Source organism: Facklamia sp. HMSC062C11, assembly GCF_001810675.1.
In the GTDB taxonomy this organism is placed as follows: Bacteria; Bacillota; Bacilli; order Lactobacillales; family Aerococcaceae; genus Facklamia; species Facklamia hominis.
The window spans coordinates 102,106-120,542 of sequence record NZ_KV802399.1; the positions used below are offsets into that span (position 1 = coordinate 102,106).

The following is an 18,437-nucleotide window of genomic DNA, read 5'->3' on the forward strand; positions in this document are numbered from 1 at the left end:
TTTCCTGATACTAAGACTTCAGAATATTTATTTGCGGTTGCTTGGATTGACGACGTTGGTGCTTATGACCCGATTATTGATGGAGAAGACAGAGATGTAGAAACGTGGTTTGGGGCAGATCCGCTTTATGATTAAACAACCATTCTCCCTACCCACTATACCAAAATTAATCCATTCTTTATCCACGACACATGTTGAGCGTGTGGTGTTGATGACAAGAGTTGCACCCACGAAGTAAATAAAATGTAGATAATAAAGGCTTATTTATAGGCCATCGTTAAAATTTATTGTTAGCTTAGAGTAAGCCTTATTATTTGAGAGAAAATAGCAGTAAGTGGGAACATATATCTTAGCAAGAGATGCTACTAAAGAATGTGTTACAAGAAAAAATGCACTGATTCAGCCCAACTAAAATATATGGATTTGATGTAGAAGGAAAGCCTTTAGCGAATACGTAATTGATGGAATAAGTTTGTAAGGAAATGATTAATTATTGAGGAGGTGGAAAGATGATTTATCAGGAATTCAGTGACATAAATGAAGCGTGCAAGAATTTATTTAATCCCCCTTGGAATCATATTTTAGATTCGGTTTTAAGTGGTTTTCAAGGTAGAGTTTTGGTAGACCGGTTGACCTCACCCCAATCGGCGCTTGCTATTGTCGGAAAGGGGGCTCCCTTTGCTTTTTTGGGGGGACAGGTGAATGAGGACTTATGGATGCATCTCCCGAAAGGCGACTTGATCATGGTGCCACAAAGTTCCGCCTGGTCTAATTATTTAATGACGATCAAGCAACACGAAGTCAGACCATTTATTCGTTATGCTATGGAAGCACCGCAAAAATTTAATGGGCAGAGAATTAATCAAATGAAGCAATCTTTAGCGGATTCCTATTCGATTTCTGTCATCAATCAACAGCTGTTTAATCAATGTTTAGAAGAGACCTGGTCTAAAGATTTAGTCAGTAATTTTGATAATTATTCGGATTTCTGTCAGCAGGCGTTGGGATTTGTTATACTTAATCAAGGAAAAATCATTTCTGGGGCCAGTACTTTCTTGCCCTTAGCAAATGGCATCGAGATTGAAGTAGACACGCATCCTCGCTACCAGGGGCAGGGATTAGCCAGTATAGGGGTGAGTTATTTAATCAATGCCTGTTTAGATCGTGAATGGTACCCGTCCTGGGATGCCCATACAGCTATCTCACGAGACTTTTCCAAAAAGTTTGGCTATTCGGTCGCCTTCGACTATCAGGCATTTGAGTGGAAATAATAAAATTTTCTGATTCATCCAAAAACTTAAAAGGGGAAAGTCTATCAGCTAACCTCGTTAAAAATGTGGCAGAGCGTTTTCTAAAGCCAATCAGGACCACTTCTGTCAATAGCATCCCTTTGAAAGTTATCGAAAAATTAGTGGAGAGTACCTCTCAGAATAGCAAGGGATTGTTCATTCACCATTCATATCAAAGAAAAATAATAGAAAGTCTAATGATGTGCAAGAGGAAGTAAGATACCTTAAATTAATGATATAACTTAACATAAAATACGAAGAACCTTTCTCGACACTAGGAGGTTCGCATCGAATGATTCCCTTGCTATAAGAAAGTCGAGCTAAAGGACAGGGTCATTTCTAACTAACATCTGAGCAGGCTGCCTTTTTAAAAGGCTTAGTGTGTACGCAGACAGTTACTTAGAGGCCCTGTCCTTTTTGTGTACCCAATTTTTGCTCGGAAAAATCTCCTATAAGAATCATTGAGAAATGGAAATTATAAGACTTTCAAAGATTTTGAAAGAATTGTCAACAGAGCCCGATTTTTTGTTGATCTATGAAAAAATAGAAGAGGTTTAATATTATCTCAAGTAAGAACTGGCTCACAGTCGGATTTATATAAGTAACATTATAAAAATGATAGGCTTTTACGACTTATACATCTTTACAATTAAAAAAACTATAAGGAAATAATCGAGGAAATAAAATAATATCCATATCTAAGATCCTTGTGGTAAGTATATATCAGTGAAATAAGTACATTGACTATCTTACTTCTGATAAGTTGTTGTCGTGAAAATTTTATCAAATAGGCTCAAAGAGTTGTAATTTAACAGACACTATCTGGCAAATCATAGACAAGAAAGTATTTAGGATTAAAAAAGTCTAACTTTGGGCCGCACCTCAATTAAACCCTCTTAGTTTTTGAATTATTTTACAAGGCCTATCTTATTCAAGTAGGTATGCTATATAATATAAGTATACATTTAACAAAAATTGTACAAATCAAAGATTAATGGTGGTGATGAAATGGGTAAAATATTAAACAAAAAACAAATGACTGAAGAAGATATTAAACTTCATTATATTACACCGTCTATTATGAGAAGATGTGAAAATGTTACAACTGATATTTTGCTTCGTATACGTATATATGAAGCATTAAAATAAGATACTTTACAGCACGTGCTGGTTAATAATGAAAATAATAATACTGAAAGAATAACTGATCGGAGGAGAAAAAATGGCAGATAAAACAAATGCCAACATTGGCTTTGAAAAACAAATCTGGGATGCAGCGTGCGTCCTTTGGGGACATATTCCGGCAGCAGAATATAGAAAGGTAATTATTGGTCTTATCTTTCTAAGATACATTTCTACTGCTTTTGAGCACAGATATAAAGAGCTTGTAGAAGAAGGCGATGGATTTGAAAATGATCGCGATGCTTATACAATGGAGAATATATTCTTCGTTCCAGAAGAAGCAAGATGGAGCACAATTGCAGCTGCAGCTCATAGCCCTGAGATTGGAACAGTTATCGATACTGCTATGAGAGCAATCGAAGCTGAAAACAAAAATCTTAAAAATGTTCTTCCTAAAAATTATGGAAGTCCTGATCTTGATAAAAAAGTATTAGGAGATGTTGTTGATATCTTTACCAATAACATTGATATGTCAGATACAGAAGCAAGCGAAGATTTACTTGGCCGTACATATGAATATTGCATTGCACAGTTTGCAGAAAAAGAAGGTGTGGGTGGTGGAGAATTCTATACGCCGTCAAGCGTTGTTAAAACACTTGTATCTATCTTAAAACCTTTTGAAAATTGTCGAGTATACGATTGTTGTTGTGGTTCAGGTGGTATGTTTGTACAGAGTGAGAAGTTCCTTGAAGCACATGGAGCTAAGAGAGGGGCTATCTCTGTATATGGTCAGGAAGCAAATCCGGATACTTGGAAGATGGCCAAGATGAACATGGCTATTCGTGGTATTGATGCAGACTTTGGCCCTTATAATGCGGATACATTTTCAAATGATTTGCATCCAACTTTAAAGGCGGATTTCATCCTTGCAAATCCACCGTTCAATTATCATCCTTGGGGACAACAAGCTTTACAGGAAGATAAACGTTGGAAGTATGGCTTGCCACCTGCAAGTAATGCAAACTACGCATGGATTCAACATATGATTCATCACCTTGCACCAAATGGAAAGATTGGTCTAGTGCTTGCTAATGGTGCTTTATCAACTCAGACAAGTGGTGAAGGTGTAATTAGAAAGAAAATTATAGAGGATGACTTAATTGAAGGTATCGTAGCGATGCCTACCCAACTGTTCTATAGCGTAACAATTCCAGTTACTCTGTGGTTCATTTCAAAGAATAAGAAGCAAAAAGGAAAGACCCTCTTCATTGACGCACGTAAGATGGGGCACATGGTTGACCGTAAACATAGAGATTTTGTTGAAGAAGATATCCAAAAGTTAGCAGATACTTTCACAGCTTTCCAAAATGGAACACTTGAAGATGTCAAAGGTTTCTGTGCCGTGGCATCACTTGAGGATATTGCAAAACAGGATTATATCCTTACCCCTGGACGCTATGTGGGAATTGAAGAACAAGAAGATGATGGCGAACCATTTGAAGAAAAAATGGCAAGATTGACATCAGAGCTTTCAGATATGTTCGAAAAATCTCATGAACTCGAAGATGAAATCAGAAGAAAGCTGGGGGCGATTGGATATGAGATCTAATTGGGATGTAAAAAGGTTGGACGAGATTGCTGAGTTCAATCCAAGAGAAACAATAAAAAAAGGATCTGTCGCCAAAAAAATAGCAATGGATGTATTACAACCATTCACCAGAGATGTTCCTTCTTTTGAGGTAACAGAATTCAAGGGTGGAACAAAGTTTAGAAACGGCGATACGATTATGGCTCGAATAACACCTTGTTTAGAAAATGGTAAAACAGCTAAAGTGTCTATTTTAAACGAGGATGAGGTTGGCTTTGGATCAACAGAATATATTGTGTTTAGGCCCAAGGAAGTGACTGATGAGGATTATCTTTATTATCTAGTTTGTAGCCCAACGGTAAGAGAACCTGCCATTAAATCTATGGTGGGATCTTCAGGGAGACAAAGGGTTCAGACAGATGTTGTAAAAGGACTAGAAATTCCTGTTTCTCCATATGAAGAACAAATTAAGATAGGTAAATTGCTCAAGGATTTAGACGATAAAATAAAACTTAATACTGAAATAAATAAGAATTTAGTGGCTTAAATGTCAATATCAGAGACGTCAAGTTCACCGGACACTAGCATTGGTAGAAGTGAATCGCGGACTTGCGAAAGTTTTTCGATTTCAAATTCGTTAGCTTGAATTGCTTCTGTCAAGCTTTTGAAAACTGGCATATATTTTTGAAAAACTTCGGCATTATATACGAATTCAAACTTTGCTAAATCATTCATTACAATATAAGGAATTGCAGAGCCACGAGTTCCACCCATTATTTTTTTGCTTAGTTCTAATTTAACGAACCAGTATAGTGGAAAAATATAATCTGGTTCTACAGTATCAAGCAAGGTGCAAGCATATGTTCTCTGATAAAGGTCAAATTTACCACTATAAAATCGTGTTCGTCCTGTATAGGCACCATTGCCAGATACAATTATTGCATTACCATCATAAATGAAGCTGTCAATTTGTAGAGCTTCAGGAGAGCAAGTGAAAAATTTATATTTTCCGCCATCAATTGAAGCATTAGCATTCTTTTTTCCAGTAAATATTACACAGTATTTATCGAGCGTTACTATTTCACCCTGTATCCCTAACTTTGGGGAAAAGAAAGCTTGGTACAAAACATCAGCTTGCTCTTCTAAATTCTTATTTATACTAATAACTTCTGTGAGTGGCAGACGCTAATATAAGAGACTGCCACTCCGTAGTCATTCTCTAGTAATAAAGGAGAACAGACTATGAAACAAATACTAATCAATGAAGTCGTGCAAGGAATGCTTGGATACATCAATAATGCACAGCTTCAAAAACTACAACAAACATTAGAACATGCACTTTTCGATAAAGAAATTGTTGAAAGTTATAATGTGCAGGAAGATACAAGTGAAGATTTACTCGAAAACTTTTTATCTGCAAAAAGGATTGAAGGTTGTTCTGAAAAGTCACTTGTGTATTATAGAAATACAATTCAAGCAATGCGTGATAAAGTTGAAAAACCTGTCAGAGAAATTGAAACGGATGATTTGAGAGAGTATCTCACAGGATATCAGAAAGAAAAGAATTCAAGCAAGGTTACAATAGATAATATCCGACGTATTCTTTCAAGTTTTTTCTCGTGGTTGGAGGATGAGGATTATATCATTAAAAGCCCGGTTAGAAGGATACATCGAGTAAAGTCAGCTACGACTATAAAGGAGACGTACTCTGATGAGAACCTTGAAACAATGAGAGATAGCTGCACTGAATTAAGAGATCTTGCTTTGATTGATATTCTGGCTTCGACCGGAATGAGAATTGGAGAATTGGTGCTTTTAAACCGAAAGGACATTAACTTTGAAGAACGAGAGTGTGTGGTATTTGGTAAAGGTAGCAAAGAAAGAATGGTATACTTTGATGCAAGAACCAAGATTCATTTGCAAGAGTATTTGAACAGCAGAACGGACGATAATCCTGCACTATTCGTGTCTTTAAAGTCTCCATATAATAGAATGAAAATAGGTGGAATTGAAGCAAGGCTTAGAGGAATAGGAAGAAACCTTGGAATAGAAAAAGTTCATCCGCATAAATTCAGACGAACTCTTGCTACGATGGCTATTGATAAGGGGATGCCAATAGAGCAGCTACAGCAGCTTCTGGGGCACAAACGAATAGATACGACGTTGCAGTATGCAATGGTAAAACAGAGTAATGTTAAAATTGCTCATCGAAAATATATTGGTTAGGAGGCGCGCACATGGGCAAATGGAAAGAATGTATCATCGGAGATATTGGTACAGTAGTTGGTGGAGCAACACCATCCACAAAGAAAATAGATAACTATGAGAACGGCACAATTGCGTGGATAACGCCAAAGGACTTATCTAATTTCTCTGGAAGATATATTTCTCGTGGTGAAAGAAATATTACGGAAACAGGATTAAAAAGTTGTTCAGCACAGTTGATGCCGAAAAATTCAGTTCTGTTTACTTCCAGAGCACCAATCGGATATGTCGCAATCGCTGAAAATGAGGTGTGCACAAACCAGGGCTTTAAGAGCGTGGTTCCAAATGAGAATACGGACTTCTTGTTTTTGTATTATCTGCTGAAATATAACAAAGAAAATATTGAGAATATGGGTAGTGGAACTACATTCAAAGAAGTTTCTGGGAAAACCATGAGAGAAATTGTTGTCAAGGTTCCTGAAACGATTGAAGAACAGCACAAGATAGCAGAAATACTTGGAACCATTGATGACAAGATTGAAGAGAATGTGAAGATAAATAAGAATTTAGAAGAGCAAGCTATAGCTTTGTACAAAGCTAATTTTATTGATTTTGTACCGTATGATGGGAAAATGCCGTCATCATGGAGACAGGGAACTGTATCTGAAATCATTGAAATACATGATTCAAAACGAATTCCGTTATCAAACCGCGAACGTTCAGATTTAGACAAAATCTACCCATACTATGGTGCAACTTCCATCATGGATTATGTCGATAAGTATCTGTTTGATGGCATATATCTCCTTTTAGCTGAAGATGGTACTGTTATGGATGATAGAGGTTATCCAATTCTTCAATATGTTGAAGGTAAGTTTTGGGTGAATAACCATGCTCATATTCTTACTGGTAAAAATGGATATACAGTTGAGCTGCTTTATTTACTTTTCAAGCTTACAAATGTTAAATCCATCATTACCGGAGCTGTTCAGTTAAAAATCAGCCAAGCAAATCTCCGAAATTTAAGTGTCGTAATTCCAACACAAGCAAATCTGCGAGAAATTGATGCAATTATTCAGCCGCTATTTTCAGAGATTAGAAATCTTTGTGCAGAAAACCAACGATTATCGGCAATAAGAGATGCGCTTTTGCCAAAACTGATGTCCGGCGAAATCGATGTCTCTAATATCGATATTTAAGCCGCTAAATTCTTATTTACCACTCGAATGATAAGAGATTAATCTAAAAATAAACAAAGGAGTTGAAATATATGTCAGGATTTTATACCGAAGCAGACTATGAAAAATCAGTAATAGAGCTGTTTCAAGAAATGGGATATCGCTATGTATATGCGCCTAGTCTAGAGCACGATTTACACAGCCCATTATATGAAGAAGAATTAGAGGAGGCATTGTATCGTCTGAACCCGGATATGCCGGATGATGCGATAAGAGATGCTCTCTATAAATTGCATAACTTCGAGAATGGTGAATTAGTACAGAAGAATGCTGTCTTTATGGATTATATTCAGCATGGTATTGAAGTGCGCTATTTTGTAAAAGGTGAGGAACGTTCTGGTCTCGTATATTTGGTTGATTACAATAATCCTGACAATAACTCCTATGTAGTCGCTAATCAGTGGACTTTCGTTGAAAATAGCATTAAGCGTCCAGATATACTTTTGTTTTTGAACGGACTTCCTGTCGTTCTTGTTGAGTTAAAATCTCCATCAAGAGAAGAAACGGCTGCTTCTGAAGCATATTTGCAGATTAGAAATTATATGCATGAGATTCCATCTATGTTTATCTATAACTGTATCTGCGTTATGAGTGATCATTTGACTTCAAAAGCTGGAACTATTACATCTGGAGAAGACCGCTTTATGGAGTGGAAGACGAAAGATGGAAATTATGAAAATACGCAGTATGCTCAATTTGATACTTTCTTTGAAGGAATGTTTGAGAGAGCACGCTTGCTTGATATTATAAAAAACTTCATTTGTTTCTCGAATGAAGGCATAAAACGTTTCAAAATTTTGGCAGGATACCATCAGTATTTTGCGGTAAACAAAGCTATTGAATCTTCAAAGCACGCTTGCAAAACTGACGGTAAGGGCGGTGTTTTCTGGCATACACAGGGCAGCGGTAAATCTTTATCTATGGTATTTTATGCACATTTATTACAGACTGCATTGAATAGCCCAACTATCGTTGTCATTACAGACCGTAACGATCTTGATGATCAGCTCTATGGTCAGTTTATGAAGTGTAAAGATTTCCTTAGACAAGAACCAATGCATGCTTCAAGTAGGGCAAACTTGAAAGAACTTCTTGAAGGTAGACAAGTTAATGGAATCATCTTTACGACTATGCAGAAGTTTGAGGAATCCTTCGAATGTCTGTCTGAACGTAGAAATATTATTGTTATGGCAGATGAGGCGCACAGGGGTCAGTATGGATTAAAAGAGAGAGTAGATGAGAAGACTGGTGAAATTAAAATCGGTTCTGCTCGTATTATTCGTAATGCCTTACCGAATGCAACCTATATTGGATTTACCGGTACTCCGGTATCTATGAAAGACAGAAATACAAGAGAAGTATTCGGAGATTATATTGATATCTATGACATGACTCAGGCAGTAGAGGATGGTGCTACAAGACCTGTTTATTATGAGAGTCGTGTTATGAAGTTGAAGCTTGATGAGCAGACATTGCGTTTGATTGATCAGGAATATGATATTATGGCTGAAAATGCAGATGCTTATGTTATTGAAAAAAGTAAAAAAGAGCTTGGACAAATGGAAGCTATCCTTGGCAATGACAAGACGATAGATTCTCTTGTTGGTGATATACTTGATCATTATGAGAATTACAGAGAAAACTTGCTTACCGGTAAAGCCATGATTGTTGCATATTCGCGTCCAATTGCGATGAAGATTTACAAGAGAATTCTTGAACTTCGTCCAGGTTGGACTGATAAGGTTGCTGTGGTAATGACCAGTAGCAATAAAGATCCGGAAGAATGGAGCCAAATTATCGGAAACAAGAGTCACAAAGACGAGCTTGCAATGTCTTTTAAAGATAATGAAAGTCCATTAAAAATCGCGATTGTCGTAGATATGTGGCTTACAGGATTTGATGTTCCTTCTCTTGCAACAATGTATGTCTATAAGCCAATGCATGGATATAACTTGATGCAGGCTATTGCTAGAGTGAATCGTGTGTTTAAAGATAAAGAAGGTGGTTTAGTTGTAGATTATGTAGGTATTGCATCTGCATTGAAACAGGCCATGAATGATTATACTGCGCGTGATAAGAAGAACTACAGAGATACTGATGTTGCTAAGGTGGCATATCCTAAGTTTTTAGAGAAGATTTCAATCTGTAGAGATTTGTTCCATGGATACGATTATTCTAAGTTCATGGAAGGAACTGATCTTGAAAGATCTAGAGCTATTAGCGGTGCAGTTAACTTTATTGTTGCACCAATTAGAAAAAAAGAGCGCGAGGACTACTTAAAAGAATCACTTCTTTTGAAGCAGGCTTTGTCATTGTGTGCATCACTTGTAGAAAGAGAACTTCGTATTGAAGCTGCATTCTTTGAGTCGGTTAGAGTTCTCGTTACAAGAATTATGAATGATGGAGAAGGAAAGAAAATACCGCTTCCTGTGATTAATGCACGTATCAATGAGCTGCTTAAAGCCAGTATAAAGAGTGAAGGCGTTATTAACCTGTTCTCTGATGTGTCTGGCGAGTTTAATTTGTTTGATCCTAAATTCTTAGATGAAATTTCTAAGATGAAAGAAAAGAACCTCGCAGTGGAAGTACTTAAGAAGTTGATCTCTGAACAGGTAAAGATATACAAGCATACGAACGTTGTAAAGTCTCAAAAATTCAGTGAGATCATTCAACAGGCAATGAATGCATACCTTAATGGAATGCTTACAAATGAGCAGGTAATTGAAGAACTTCTTAACCTTGCTAAACAGATTGCACAAGCGCATGAAGAAGGCGAACAGCTTGGTCTTACTGCAGATGAGCTTGCATTCTATGATGCACTTACAAAGCCACAGGCCATCAAGGACTTCTATGAAAATGAAGAATTAATTGCTATTACTAAGGAACTAGCAGATACACTTAGAAAGAATCGTACTATTGATTGGCAAAAACGTGATTCTGCAAGAGCTAGAATGCGTATGATGATCAAGAAACTTCTTAGAAGCCATAGATATCCACCTGATGGAATGGATGATGCTGTAGAAACTGTAATGACTCAGTGTGAGCTTTGGACAGATAATTCTGATATGGAAGAGAATACGGAATCAAATAATAAGATAAACAATTTACTTAATCAAGATACACACTTGATGGTTGCAGAAGAACCTAGCAATTATGGGGATAAGAAATAGGGAAAAATGGACGCAACCAAAGGAAATATTTATGCTATTTTAAATGGTAATAAACAATTTTTGATTCCGGTATATCAACGCTATTATAGTTGGGATCTAGCACAGTGCCAATTTGAAAGAATACCTTCAATCTGACCCTATCGGCGTTCGTCATATCATTACCGAAGAAAGGGATTAATGGATTAGCTATAGCATGGAATTTATTGTAAGAGAAATCATCGATAAAAAAGAAAAAGAAAGAATCGCAAGTGCCGTACTTAAGGACTTACCAGAGTGGTTCGGCTTGCCCGAGAGCACCGAAGAATACATTAAGGACTCACAAGAGAAACCCTTCTTGGCAAGCTTTTATAATAAGGAGCTAGTGGGCTTTGTCGTGCTTAACGCGAGCAGCCCCGACTGCGCAGAAATTTTTGTCATGGGCGTAAAGAAGAAATTCCACCGCCAAGGTGCAGCAAGACAACTAAACCAAGCCTACGAACAGTTAGCCAGAAACTTAGGCTACACTTACACTCAAGTAAAGACTGTTCAGTCCGGCCATTACGAAGAGTATGACATCACCAATAACTTTTATAAGGCAATGGGGTATAAGGAGTTGGAAGTTTTCCCCGGTTTATGGGATAAGTGGAACCCTTGTCAAATATATGTGAAGTATTTGGGTGAGTGAAACTATCGAATCATAACTACCTGTGAATTTTAAGGAGAAGCAATGAGCATAATTAGAATTAATACCTATGATGATCAGCGCTTCAGTCAAGAAGCACTCAATCAGCACGGTTGTTACATAGCAGATGGCGATGTGCCTATAGAGATTATCATCATCTCACAGAGCGAGGCACTTATAAAAGGCGATAAAGCTTACTTTGACGAGGTAATTGAAGAGTTTCGCTTTAATGCAGAGCATATCACAAAATTTTATAATGAAAGCGGTAAGCTTATTAAGCAATTCAAAGACGTGGGGCTTTTTAAGCTTGATATAGATAAAATCCAGCCAATACAGTTCTTCGTTGATAGAGATAAATTAGAAGCAGTAAAAAGCTTTGTTCGTAGCCAAGAAAATGTAATCATACCCGTTGCGAAGTGCGATAATATATACGTATCCCTAGATGGACATACACGCCTCTACCTTGCATATAGCCTTGGCTTTAAACACGTCTACGCTTATATTAGCAAAGACTTCGATGGCTTCGACTACTTCTTTGATGAAGCAAGACAAAGAAATATATATACGGCAAAAGACTTGATTTTGCTCGATCATGAGGAATATGTAGATAAGTGGGATAAGTTTTGCGATGAGTATTATATGTCGAGAGAGTGAGTAAGTGGGTGATTTGCTTAGGGATATGAGACATAGCCTTCTGCTAGTCTTTGTGTTGTACTGATTAGAAAAATATCTTTAGTAACACTGCTTGTGAAGAACCACCTAGTGGGGTGGTAGGCTTAGTGAAACGGATCAAACAGTGACGATCAAATCAAAGTCACAGAATAAATAGGACAAAGAGGAGAGAAGCAAATTGCGTATTTTAATCATAGAAGATGATCAGGTTATTGCACGACTCTTAAAAGATTACTTAATCCAGTGGCATTATGAGGTCGAAATTATCACTGATTTTGATAGGATTCTTGATAATTTCCAAGCTTTTGAGCCTCATCTTATACTCTTAGATGTTAATCTACCCCATTATAATGGTTATTATTGGTGTCAAGAAATTCGCCAGTTATCTCAATTGCCGATTATTTTTATCTCTTCACGCGATGAAGCAATAGATAAAGTGTTAGCAATGCAGATGGGTGGCGATGATTTTATCACGAAGCCGATCGAGTTGCCTGTCTTATTAGCCAAAATTCAAGCTTTGCTTAGACGATCTTATGATTTTAAGTTATCCTCTCCTTTGCTAACTTATCAAGGTTTGGAGCTCAAAGCCACACGCTCGCAGTTGACCTACCAAGATCAAAGCCTTAACTTGACTAAGACCGAGCTTCAAATCATACAAACCCTGATCAAAGCTCAAGGCGACTGGGTTAGTCGCGAACAACTGATTGAAGCTTGTTGGTTGGGCCAAGACTATATCGATGATAATACCTTAGCGGTGAATATCCATCGTTTACGAAAAAAATTAGCTCAGTTAGGACTGGATGGACTGATTCAAACTAAAAAAGGCATGGGCTATGGCTTAGCAAGCGTGGAGGGTGAAGATGAAAGCATTCTTTAAAACTTGTCTAGCAGAACTTTGCCTTATGGTTATCACATTGTTGGTCGTAGGATTTATTTTCTACCTGAGTCCTCTTGAACCAGCTTATGGTCGGTTGTGCCTGATTTGGCTGTTATTTATTGATGGATGCTATCTGATTATTCGCTTTTGGCTTTTTAATTACCAAGTTCAGCTCAAAGCCCAACTGGCTAAACGAGATCAAGAACTCTATGACTTGAAGTCACAAATGCTTCGTCAGCAAAAAGACTTGGACGATTATTTTATCCATTGGATTCATCAGATAAAAACACCCATTGCGGCCATTCGATTAATGTTAGACAGTCAAGTCGAGCTTAGTAAAAATGATCTTGAACAGCAAATGCTGGCCATTGATAATTACACTCGCACAGCTTTAGCTTATTTAAAAATTCAAAATCCAGCAACCGATCTAATGATTCAGCCTATCGTTCTAGATGATTTGATCGCGCCTCTTTTACAACGCTACCGTTGGTCTTTTATACATAACCATACTCGGCTAGAATATCATCCTATTAAAGATCAGGTCATTACTGACGGAAATTGGACTCAATTGATGATTGAACAGATCCTTAATAATGCGCTCAAATATAGCAAAGGGACCTTAATCACCATCAGATACAACTCCCAAGATCAGATCCTCCTAATTAGTGATCAAGGAGTAGGAATCCCAGACAGTGACTTAAAAAAAATTTTTGATAAGGGTTACTCAGGTTTTAATGGTCAGCTTCATTGCGAATCCTCTGGATTAGGTTTATACCTCGTGGATCAAATTAGTCAACGCCTACATCAAAAGGTAACCGTTAGATCCGAACCAGGGCAAGGGACCTGCTTTACGATCACTTTTAATAATCAACTTACAAAATTGTAAGATTAAAGCCTGCTTTGTAAACTTAGATAAAGGCAGGCTTTTTTGTGATTCTTTATAGTAGGAGTATAAAAGAAAGGATGGATTCTATGTTATTGAAAGTTGAACATTTACAGAAGATCTATGGACACATGAACAATCGAACGCAAGCTTTGAAAGATATAAATTTTGAGGTAGATCAAGGGGAATTTATTGCAATTATGGGAGAGTCTGGCTCTGGTAAGACAACATTACTCAATATCCTCGCTAGCTTAGATCAGGCTAGTGCAGGGCAAGTGATATTAAATGGTAGGAATTTAGCCAGCATTTCTCAGCAAGACTCTGCTAAGTTCCGCCGGGAAGAACTTGGCTTTGTATTCCAAGATTTTAACCTTTTAGACATCTTTAATAATGCTGATAATATCCTATTGCCTTTAGTCCTATCTGATTATCAACCACAAGCTATGAAAGAAAGGTTAGCACAAGTCGCTCAGCAAATTGGCATAGAGTCTTTGTTAAATAAATTCCCTTACGAACTTTCTGGTGGTCAAAAGCAACGTATTGCCATCGCAAGAGCCCTCATCACTCAGCCGACCTTGATTTTAGCCGATGAACCAACGGGTGCTTTGGATTCTAAGACCGCTGATCAGATGATGGCCCTCTTTCAAAAAATTAACCAAGCAGGCCACACCATTCTTATGGTCACCCATTCCATTAAAACAGCCTCTGCGGCTAATCGGGTCCTCTTTATCCAAGATGGGATTGTCTTCCATGAAATTTATCGAGGACATATGACCAATCTGACTTTCCAAGAACAGATTGCGAATAGTCTTGCTTTATTAAATCGAAAGGAGCAAGCCTAATGAGTCATCGTATTTCCTGGACGCTTGCTTGGCGCAATTTTAAAGCTCATCGCCGTCTCAATTTACCCTATGTTTTTGCGATTGCTTTGATGTTAGCCTTAGAATTTGTGATGGTGTCCCTGATTGAGAACCATTATGTCCAGACACGCCATCAAGTTCTTCCAACAATTATGAAGTTAGGTTGTTTAATTGGAGGTATTTTATCAGTCATCTTTATTCTTTATGCCGAGAATTTTTCGCAAAAGCAACGGAAAGCTGAAATGGGGCTCTACACAATTTTAGGTTTAGAAAATAAACACATCCGTCGTATGTTAGCCAAAGAACGATTAATCAAAACCGCTTTGGTGGTTCCAATCGCTGTGCTGGAGGGTTATCTTATCGGTAGCTTAATGTTTTTATTATTAAATCGCATGATGAATGAAACCGGCGTGCCTTTAATGGAGTATCCTTTTTCTCTAATAGCTGCGGGGACGGTTGTGTCTCTCCATCTTGGTTTGCAAGTGTTACTAAGGCTGCAAACACTTTGGCAATTACACCACTTAAAACCTGTTGACTGGTTGCTAGCCAGTCGTAGAGGTGAGAAGGAACCGAATGGTAATCTGATGTTAGGAATCTTAGGCTTAGGACTTTTAATTTTGGGCTATGTAAAAGCCAATCAATTGGGCAATATTTTCAATTCCATTCCGATTTTTTTCCTAGCAACTTTATTGGTTATCGCGGGCACTTATTTGATCTTTACTTCTTTAAGTATCTGGGGTTTAAAGGCACTTAAAAGGAGACCCAACTTTTATTATAAAAAAGCACACTTTCTTTCTCTATCGGGGATGTTGTATCGGATGAAAGCCAATGCGGTGAGTCTTGCTTCCATTGCGATTTTATCGACTGGGGTTATTTTAACACTAGGATTAACCTTATCGCTCTATCGCAATATGAATCAGGCAGGAGATCAGGTGCTAGAACGAGAATATCTTTTGGAAGAAGCTAATCTAGATATTCCTTCTGAAGCGGCGAAAGAACTACTGGACCAGGGAATTCAGCAGGTTACAGAGCGGGTGATGATTTCAAATGGATTCTTCCACCAATCATTGCAGACAATCGCCTACCTCCAGGATGGGGTCTTGCATGAAGTACCACTTAATGCTCAAGGTAAGTCTGACGTGCAAGGTTTTTATCTTCTAGTGGAAGATTTGGCTTCCTATCAAGCACGGACCAATGAGCATGTTGAACTGGCAGCCAACGAAATTCTCTTAGCTTCAAATCGACCAGATTTAGAATTGCCGCAAGAAATTGAGCTTGCAAATCAGCATTACAAAGTGAAAGCTCCAGCCAAAAAGATGGCTTCATGGAACATGGCAGTCGACAGCTTGGCCATTGTTGTACCTGAAGGGTCAGATTTAAAACAAGTCCAAGCTAGTTATCGAATGGCCGATCTAGGTGCAGATCACTTAAGTGAGAACCCAATCAATTATCGTTATTTCTTTGATGCGCAAGGCGACTTGCAAGACTTAAACCTAGTAAGTGATGACTTGCTTCAAAAGGGATTAGTTTTGTATTCTCGACAACAAATGAAACGAGAACTCTATTCGGTTAATGGGGGATTACTATATCTAGGGGTCTTAGTATCTGTGATTTTGATGATGGGGATCGGTCTATTGCTTTACTATAAGCAATTATCTGAAGGATTAAGTGACCAGATTAATTATAACATTATGAAAAGGGTGGGCTTAGACGAAGGAATGATCAAGCAGACGATTCGTTCGCAAATTTTATGGATCTTTATCTTACCTTTGATCGCCGCCATGGTGCATACTCTGGCAGCTTGGCGTTTAGTTTTTGGTACTTTGCAGACAATCTTACTAGTGAACGATCAAGTATTAATTATTTCCTCTATTTTAATCATTGTTTTAGCTTTTATACTGGTTTACTTAGTCTTTTATTTGATGAGTTCAGGAGTTTATTATCGCTTAGTCAACCAGGATAATTCACCGAATAATAAATAAAGGCTCCTTAATGTTGAGAGTATCTAACTATCATTCTTACCATAATAATTAAATGGATTTTCCATGAATCGCTGGGTTATTTATGCTCATTGCTGGTTGTAAAGATCCAATAAATCCAACACATGTGGAGAGCGTCGTACTTTTGTTCAAACTAAATACAAATGACTATTTAGATCAGAAATAAACGAGAGTAAAAATGTTCTTGATAGATATTAAAGGAGTCATCATCCAATAATTACAATATTCGTCCTGACCCATTGACAATAAAACTTGGCATTGATATAATTTGGATACCAAGTAAACTTGGCAAACCAAAAAAGGAGAATGAATATGGAACGAGATGAAATTCTAGCAAGAAGTCGTCAAGAGTATAAATATCAAGATGAAATGATGGTTGATACCTTAAAAAAGGCAGGTGAATCATCGAGCCAAATTGGCTTGATTGTGGTTGCAGTTTTATTTGGAATTGAAGCTTTTTTCTTCAATTCATTTAATTATGGGATATTGAGTATTTATTTTAGTATCGAGGCAACGAGAGAATTGGTAAAGTATGTCAACTTAAAAGAAAGAAAACAATTGATGATGGGAACGCTGATGGCAATCTTAGGGATCGCTTTATTTGTGGCTCATCTTATCTCGTTAAAATAGTGATAAATGATGGATGATAAATTAGTTCTCAAAAATTATTTGAAAGAAGCCAGAAAAGAAAAAGGCTATTCCCAACAACAACTAGCTGATGAAGTGGGTGTTTCAAGAAACACGATTAGTTCAATTGAAACTGGACAATTTAGTCCAACTGCTAAGTTAGCTTTGATACTTTGCATTGCATTAGAAAAGAAATTTGAAGATCTTTTCTATTTTTAGAAACATATCCTTAAATTGAAAATCTCCCTTCATCAGACACTATGGTGTCTTGAAGGGAGATTTATTCGTTAATCGCTTTGTTTAGACTCTAATAGGAACTTTGAAAAGAGATAATAAAAGACACGAAAAACACCCTCGGCTGAGAGTGTCCTTAGATTAAATATTCCCATTGTCTGGATGAATGGATAATTCGATGAATGAACACGATATGTTTTCGATCGTTGATGGTGTAGAAGATGAGGTATTTTTTGTAGCCTAGGTAACGATAGCCTTTATTAGCTAGGTAGTCATCTCTGACAAGTTGAAATTTTTCTGGCATAAAAGCTAACTGTTCCATCGCCTTTTGGATCCCATTTAGAAATTTGGATGCGGTAGAAGGAGAGGTTAGATCGGTATGAATGTATTGAACAATCGCTTTTAAGTCAGTTTGCGCAGAGTCAGTGATTTCAATCTGATAATCATTCATGACCTAGCTCTTTTCTTAAATCATTCATGACGTCTTTGAGGGACTTGGTTCGTCCTGAAGTAACATCTTGTTCACTGGCCTCTAATAAAGCATAAAGTTCGTGCTTTCCAACCAAGCGTTCGTATGCTTGGATACTCATCACGGCCAAATCTCCACGACCATTTTTGGTAATAAAAACAGGAGAATGGGTTTCGTTACAAAAGTTAGAAATGTCATTGTAGTTATTTCTTAAATCGGTACTTGATTGAATTCTTGGCATTAATATCACCTCTTCTAAAGATATAATACCATTATTTCTTTAGATTAACAATAAATGACATTGAGCATATTTTAACAAATCTTTAAAACGAGATAAGTTGATGATCTTATGTGAAAATATCCTATTCTTATAGCTTTTATATTATTCCGATAAAATGGTAAAATAAGGACAATTTATCGATCTTACAGTGAAACAAGTTGCTTAAAAATGGGGTATATCAAGGATTTTTTGTTCAGAGGGAAGATGCTTGGTGTATATCGAGATAAAAGAGCTTAGAGCCCCCTAAGAGGCAACTAAACCA

At 37.3% G+C, this 18,437-nt stretch carries 18 protein-coding genes; 15 read left to right on the forward strand and 3 right to left on the reverse strand.

Going from position 1 to position 18,437, the window contains the following annotated elements; genetic code table 11:
* Positions 1–509: 509 nt before the first annotated feature.
* From HMPREF2758_RS04965 to HMPREF2758_RS04975, 4 genes are all read left to right on the forward strand, one after another.
* The gene (locus tag HMPREF2758_RS04965; protein WP_070609455.1) at positions 510–1,271 is read left to right on the forward strand and encodes a GNAT family N-acetyltransferase; all 762 of its coding nucleotides are present in this window, start codon (positions 510–512) and stop codon (positions 1,269–1,271) included.
* A 1,026-nt stretch (positions 1,272–2,297) separates the two neighbouring features.
* Positions 2,298–2,438 (forward strand): hypothetical protein, encoded by a 141-nt coding sequence (locus HMPREF2758_RS08925; RefSeq protein WP_168163134.1) that lies wholly within the window; start codon positions 2,298–2,300, stop codon positions 2,436–2,438.
* 73 nt (positions 2,439–2,511) lie between these two features.
* On the forward strand, positions 2,512–4,020 hold the full coding sequence (locus HMPREF2758_RS04970) for a type I restriction-modification system subunit M (protein ID WP_070609456.1): 1,509 nt from the start codon (positions 2,512–2,514) through the stop codon (positions 4,018–4,020).
* Positions 4,010–4,546: a restriction endonuclease subunit S gene (locus HMPREF2758_RS04975; protein ID WP_070609457.1), complete on the forward strand. Its 537-nt coding sequence runs from the start codon at positions 4,010–4,012 to the stop codon at positions 4,544–4,546. Before HMPREF2758_RS04970 ends, HMPREF2758_RS04975 begins: the two co-directional genes overlap by 11 nt.
* Here the strand turns inward: HMPREF2758_RS04975 and HMPREF2758_RS04980 are convergent.
* Positions 4,543–5,124: a restriction endonuclease subunit S gene (locus HMPREF2758_RS04980; RefSeq protein WP_070609458.1), complete on the reverse strand. Its 582-nt coding sequence runs from the start codon at positions 5,122–5,124 to the stop codon at positions 4,543–4,545. The two genes, HMPREF2758_RS04975 and HMPREF2758_RS04980, sit on opposite strands and share 4 nt — an antisense overlap.
* Before the next feature lie 117 nt (positions 5,125–5,241).
* Here HMPREF2758_RS04980 and xerA point away from each other — a divergent pair, with 117 nt between their 5' ends.
* From xerA to HMPREF2758_RS05035, 11 genes are all read left to right on the forward strand, one after another.
* On the forward strand, positions 5,242–6,225 hold the full coding sequence (gene xerA / locus HMPREF2758_RS04985; RefSeq protein ID WP_070609459.1) for a site-specific tyrosine recombinase/integron integrase: 984 nt from the start codon (positions 5,242–5,244) through the stop codon (positions 6,223–6,225).
* Positions 6,226–6,236: 11 nt separating this feature from the next.
* Positions 6,237–7,403, forward strand: coding sequence for a restriction endonuclease subunit S (locus HMPREF2758_RS04990; protein ID WP_070609460.1), 1,167 nt, complete (start codon positions 6,237–6,239; stop codon positions 7,401–7,403).
* A 71-nt stretch (positions 7,404–7,474) separates the two neighbouring features.
* Positions 7,475–10,612, forward strand: coding sequence for a type I restriction endonuclease subunit R (locus HMPREF2758_RS04995; RefSeq protein WP_070609461.1), 3,138 nt, complete (start codon positions 7,475–7,477; stop codon positions 10,610–10,612).
* Between the two features lie 193 nt (positions 10,613–10,805).
* Entirely contained in the window at positions 10,806–11,276 is a 471-nt protein-coding gene (locus tag HMPREF2758_RS05000; protein WP_070609462.1) for a GNAT family N-acetyltransferase, read from the forward strand.
* A 42-nt stretch (positions 11,277–11,318) separates the two neighbouring features.
* Entirely contained in the window at positions 11,319–11,927 is a 609-nt protein-coding gene (locus tag HMPREF2758_RS05005; RefSeq protein WP_070609463.1) for a hypothetical protein, read from the forward strand.
* Positions 11,928–12,123: 196 nt separating this feature from the next.
* Positions 12,124–12,822 carry a response regulator transcription factor gene (locus HMPREF2758_RS05010; protein WP_070609464.1) on the forward strand — a complete coding sequence of 233 codons (699 nt, stop codon included), beginning with the start codon at positions 12,124–12,126 and terminating at the stop codon, positions 12,820–12,822.
* Positions 12,806–13,708 carry a sensor histidine kinase gene (locus HMPREF2758_RS05015; protein WP_070609465.1) on the forward strand — a complete coding sequence of 301 codons (903 nt, stop codon included), beginning with the start codon at positions 12,806–12,808 and terminating at the stop codon, positions 13,706–13,708. The genes HMPREF2758_RS05010 and HMPREF2758_RS05015 overlap by 17 nt, the downstream gene beginning before the upstream one ends.
* Before the next feature lie 86 nt (positions 13,709–13,794).
* Positions 13,795–14,547 (forward strand): ABC transporter ATP-binding protein, encoded by a 753-nt coding sequence (locus tag HMPREF2758_RS05020; RefSeq protein ID WP_070609466.1) that lies wholly within the window; start codon positions 13,795–13,797, stop codon positions 14,545–14,547.
* Positions 14,547–16,547, forward strand: coding sequence for an ABC transporter permease (locus HMPREF2758_RS05025; RefSeq protein ID WP_070609467.1), 2,001 nt, complete (start codon positions 14,547–14,549; stop codon positions 16,545–16,547). The genes HMPREF2758_RS05020 and HMPREF2758_RS05025 overlap by 1 nt, the downstream gene beginning before the upstream one ends.
* 330 nt (positions 16,548–16,877) lie before the next feature.
* Positions 16,878–17,195: a DUF6442 family protein gene (locus HMPREF2758_RS05030; RefSeq protein ID WP_006908860.1), complete on the forward strand. Its 318-nt coding sequence runs from the start codon at positions 16,878–16,880 to the stop codon at positions 17,193–17,195.
* Between the two features lie 9 nt (positions 17,196–17,204).
* Positions 17,205–17,411, forward strand: a complete 207-nt coding sequence (locus HMPREF2758_RS05035; RefSeq protein WP_006908861.1) for a helix-turn-helix transcriptional regulator — start codon at positions 17,205–17,207, stop codon at positions 17,409–17,411.
* 151 nt (positions 17,412–17,562) lie between these two features.
* On the opposite strand, the gene HMPREF2758_RS05040 is transcribed toward HMPREF2758_RS05035, so the two are convergent.
* Positions 17,563–17,877, reverse strand: a complete 315-nt coding sequence (locus tag HMPREF2758_RS05040) for a type II toxin-antitoxin system RelE/ParE family toxin (protein WP_006908862.1) — start codon at positions 17,875–17,877, stop codon at positions 17,563–17,565.
* Complete coding sequence (locus HMPREF2758_RS05045; protein ID WP_070609468.1) at positions 17,870–18,136, reverse strand: type II toxin-antitoxin system Phd/YefM family antitoxin; 267 nt, start codon at positions 18,134–18,136, stop codon at positions 17,870–17,872. Before HMPREF2758_RS05045 ends, HMPREF2758_RS05040 begins: the two co-directional genes overlap by 8 nt.
* Positions 18,137–18,437 lie beyond the last annotated feature (301 nt).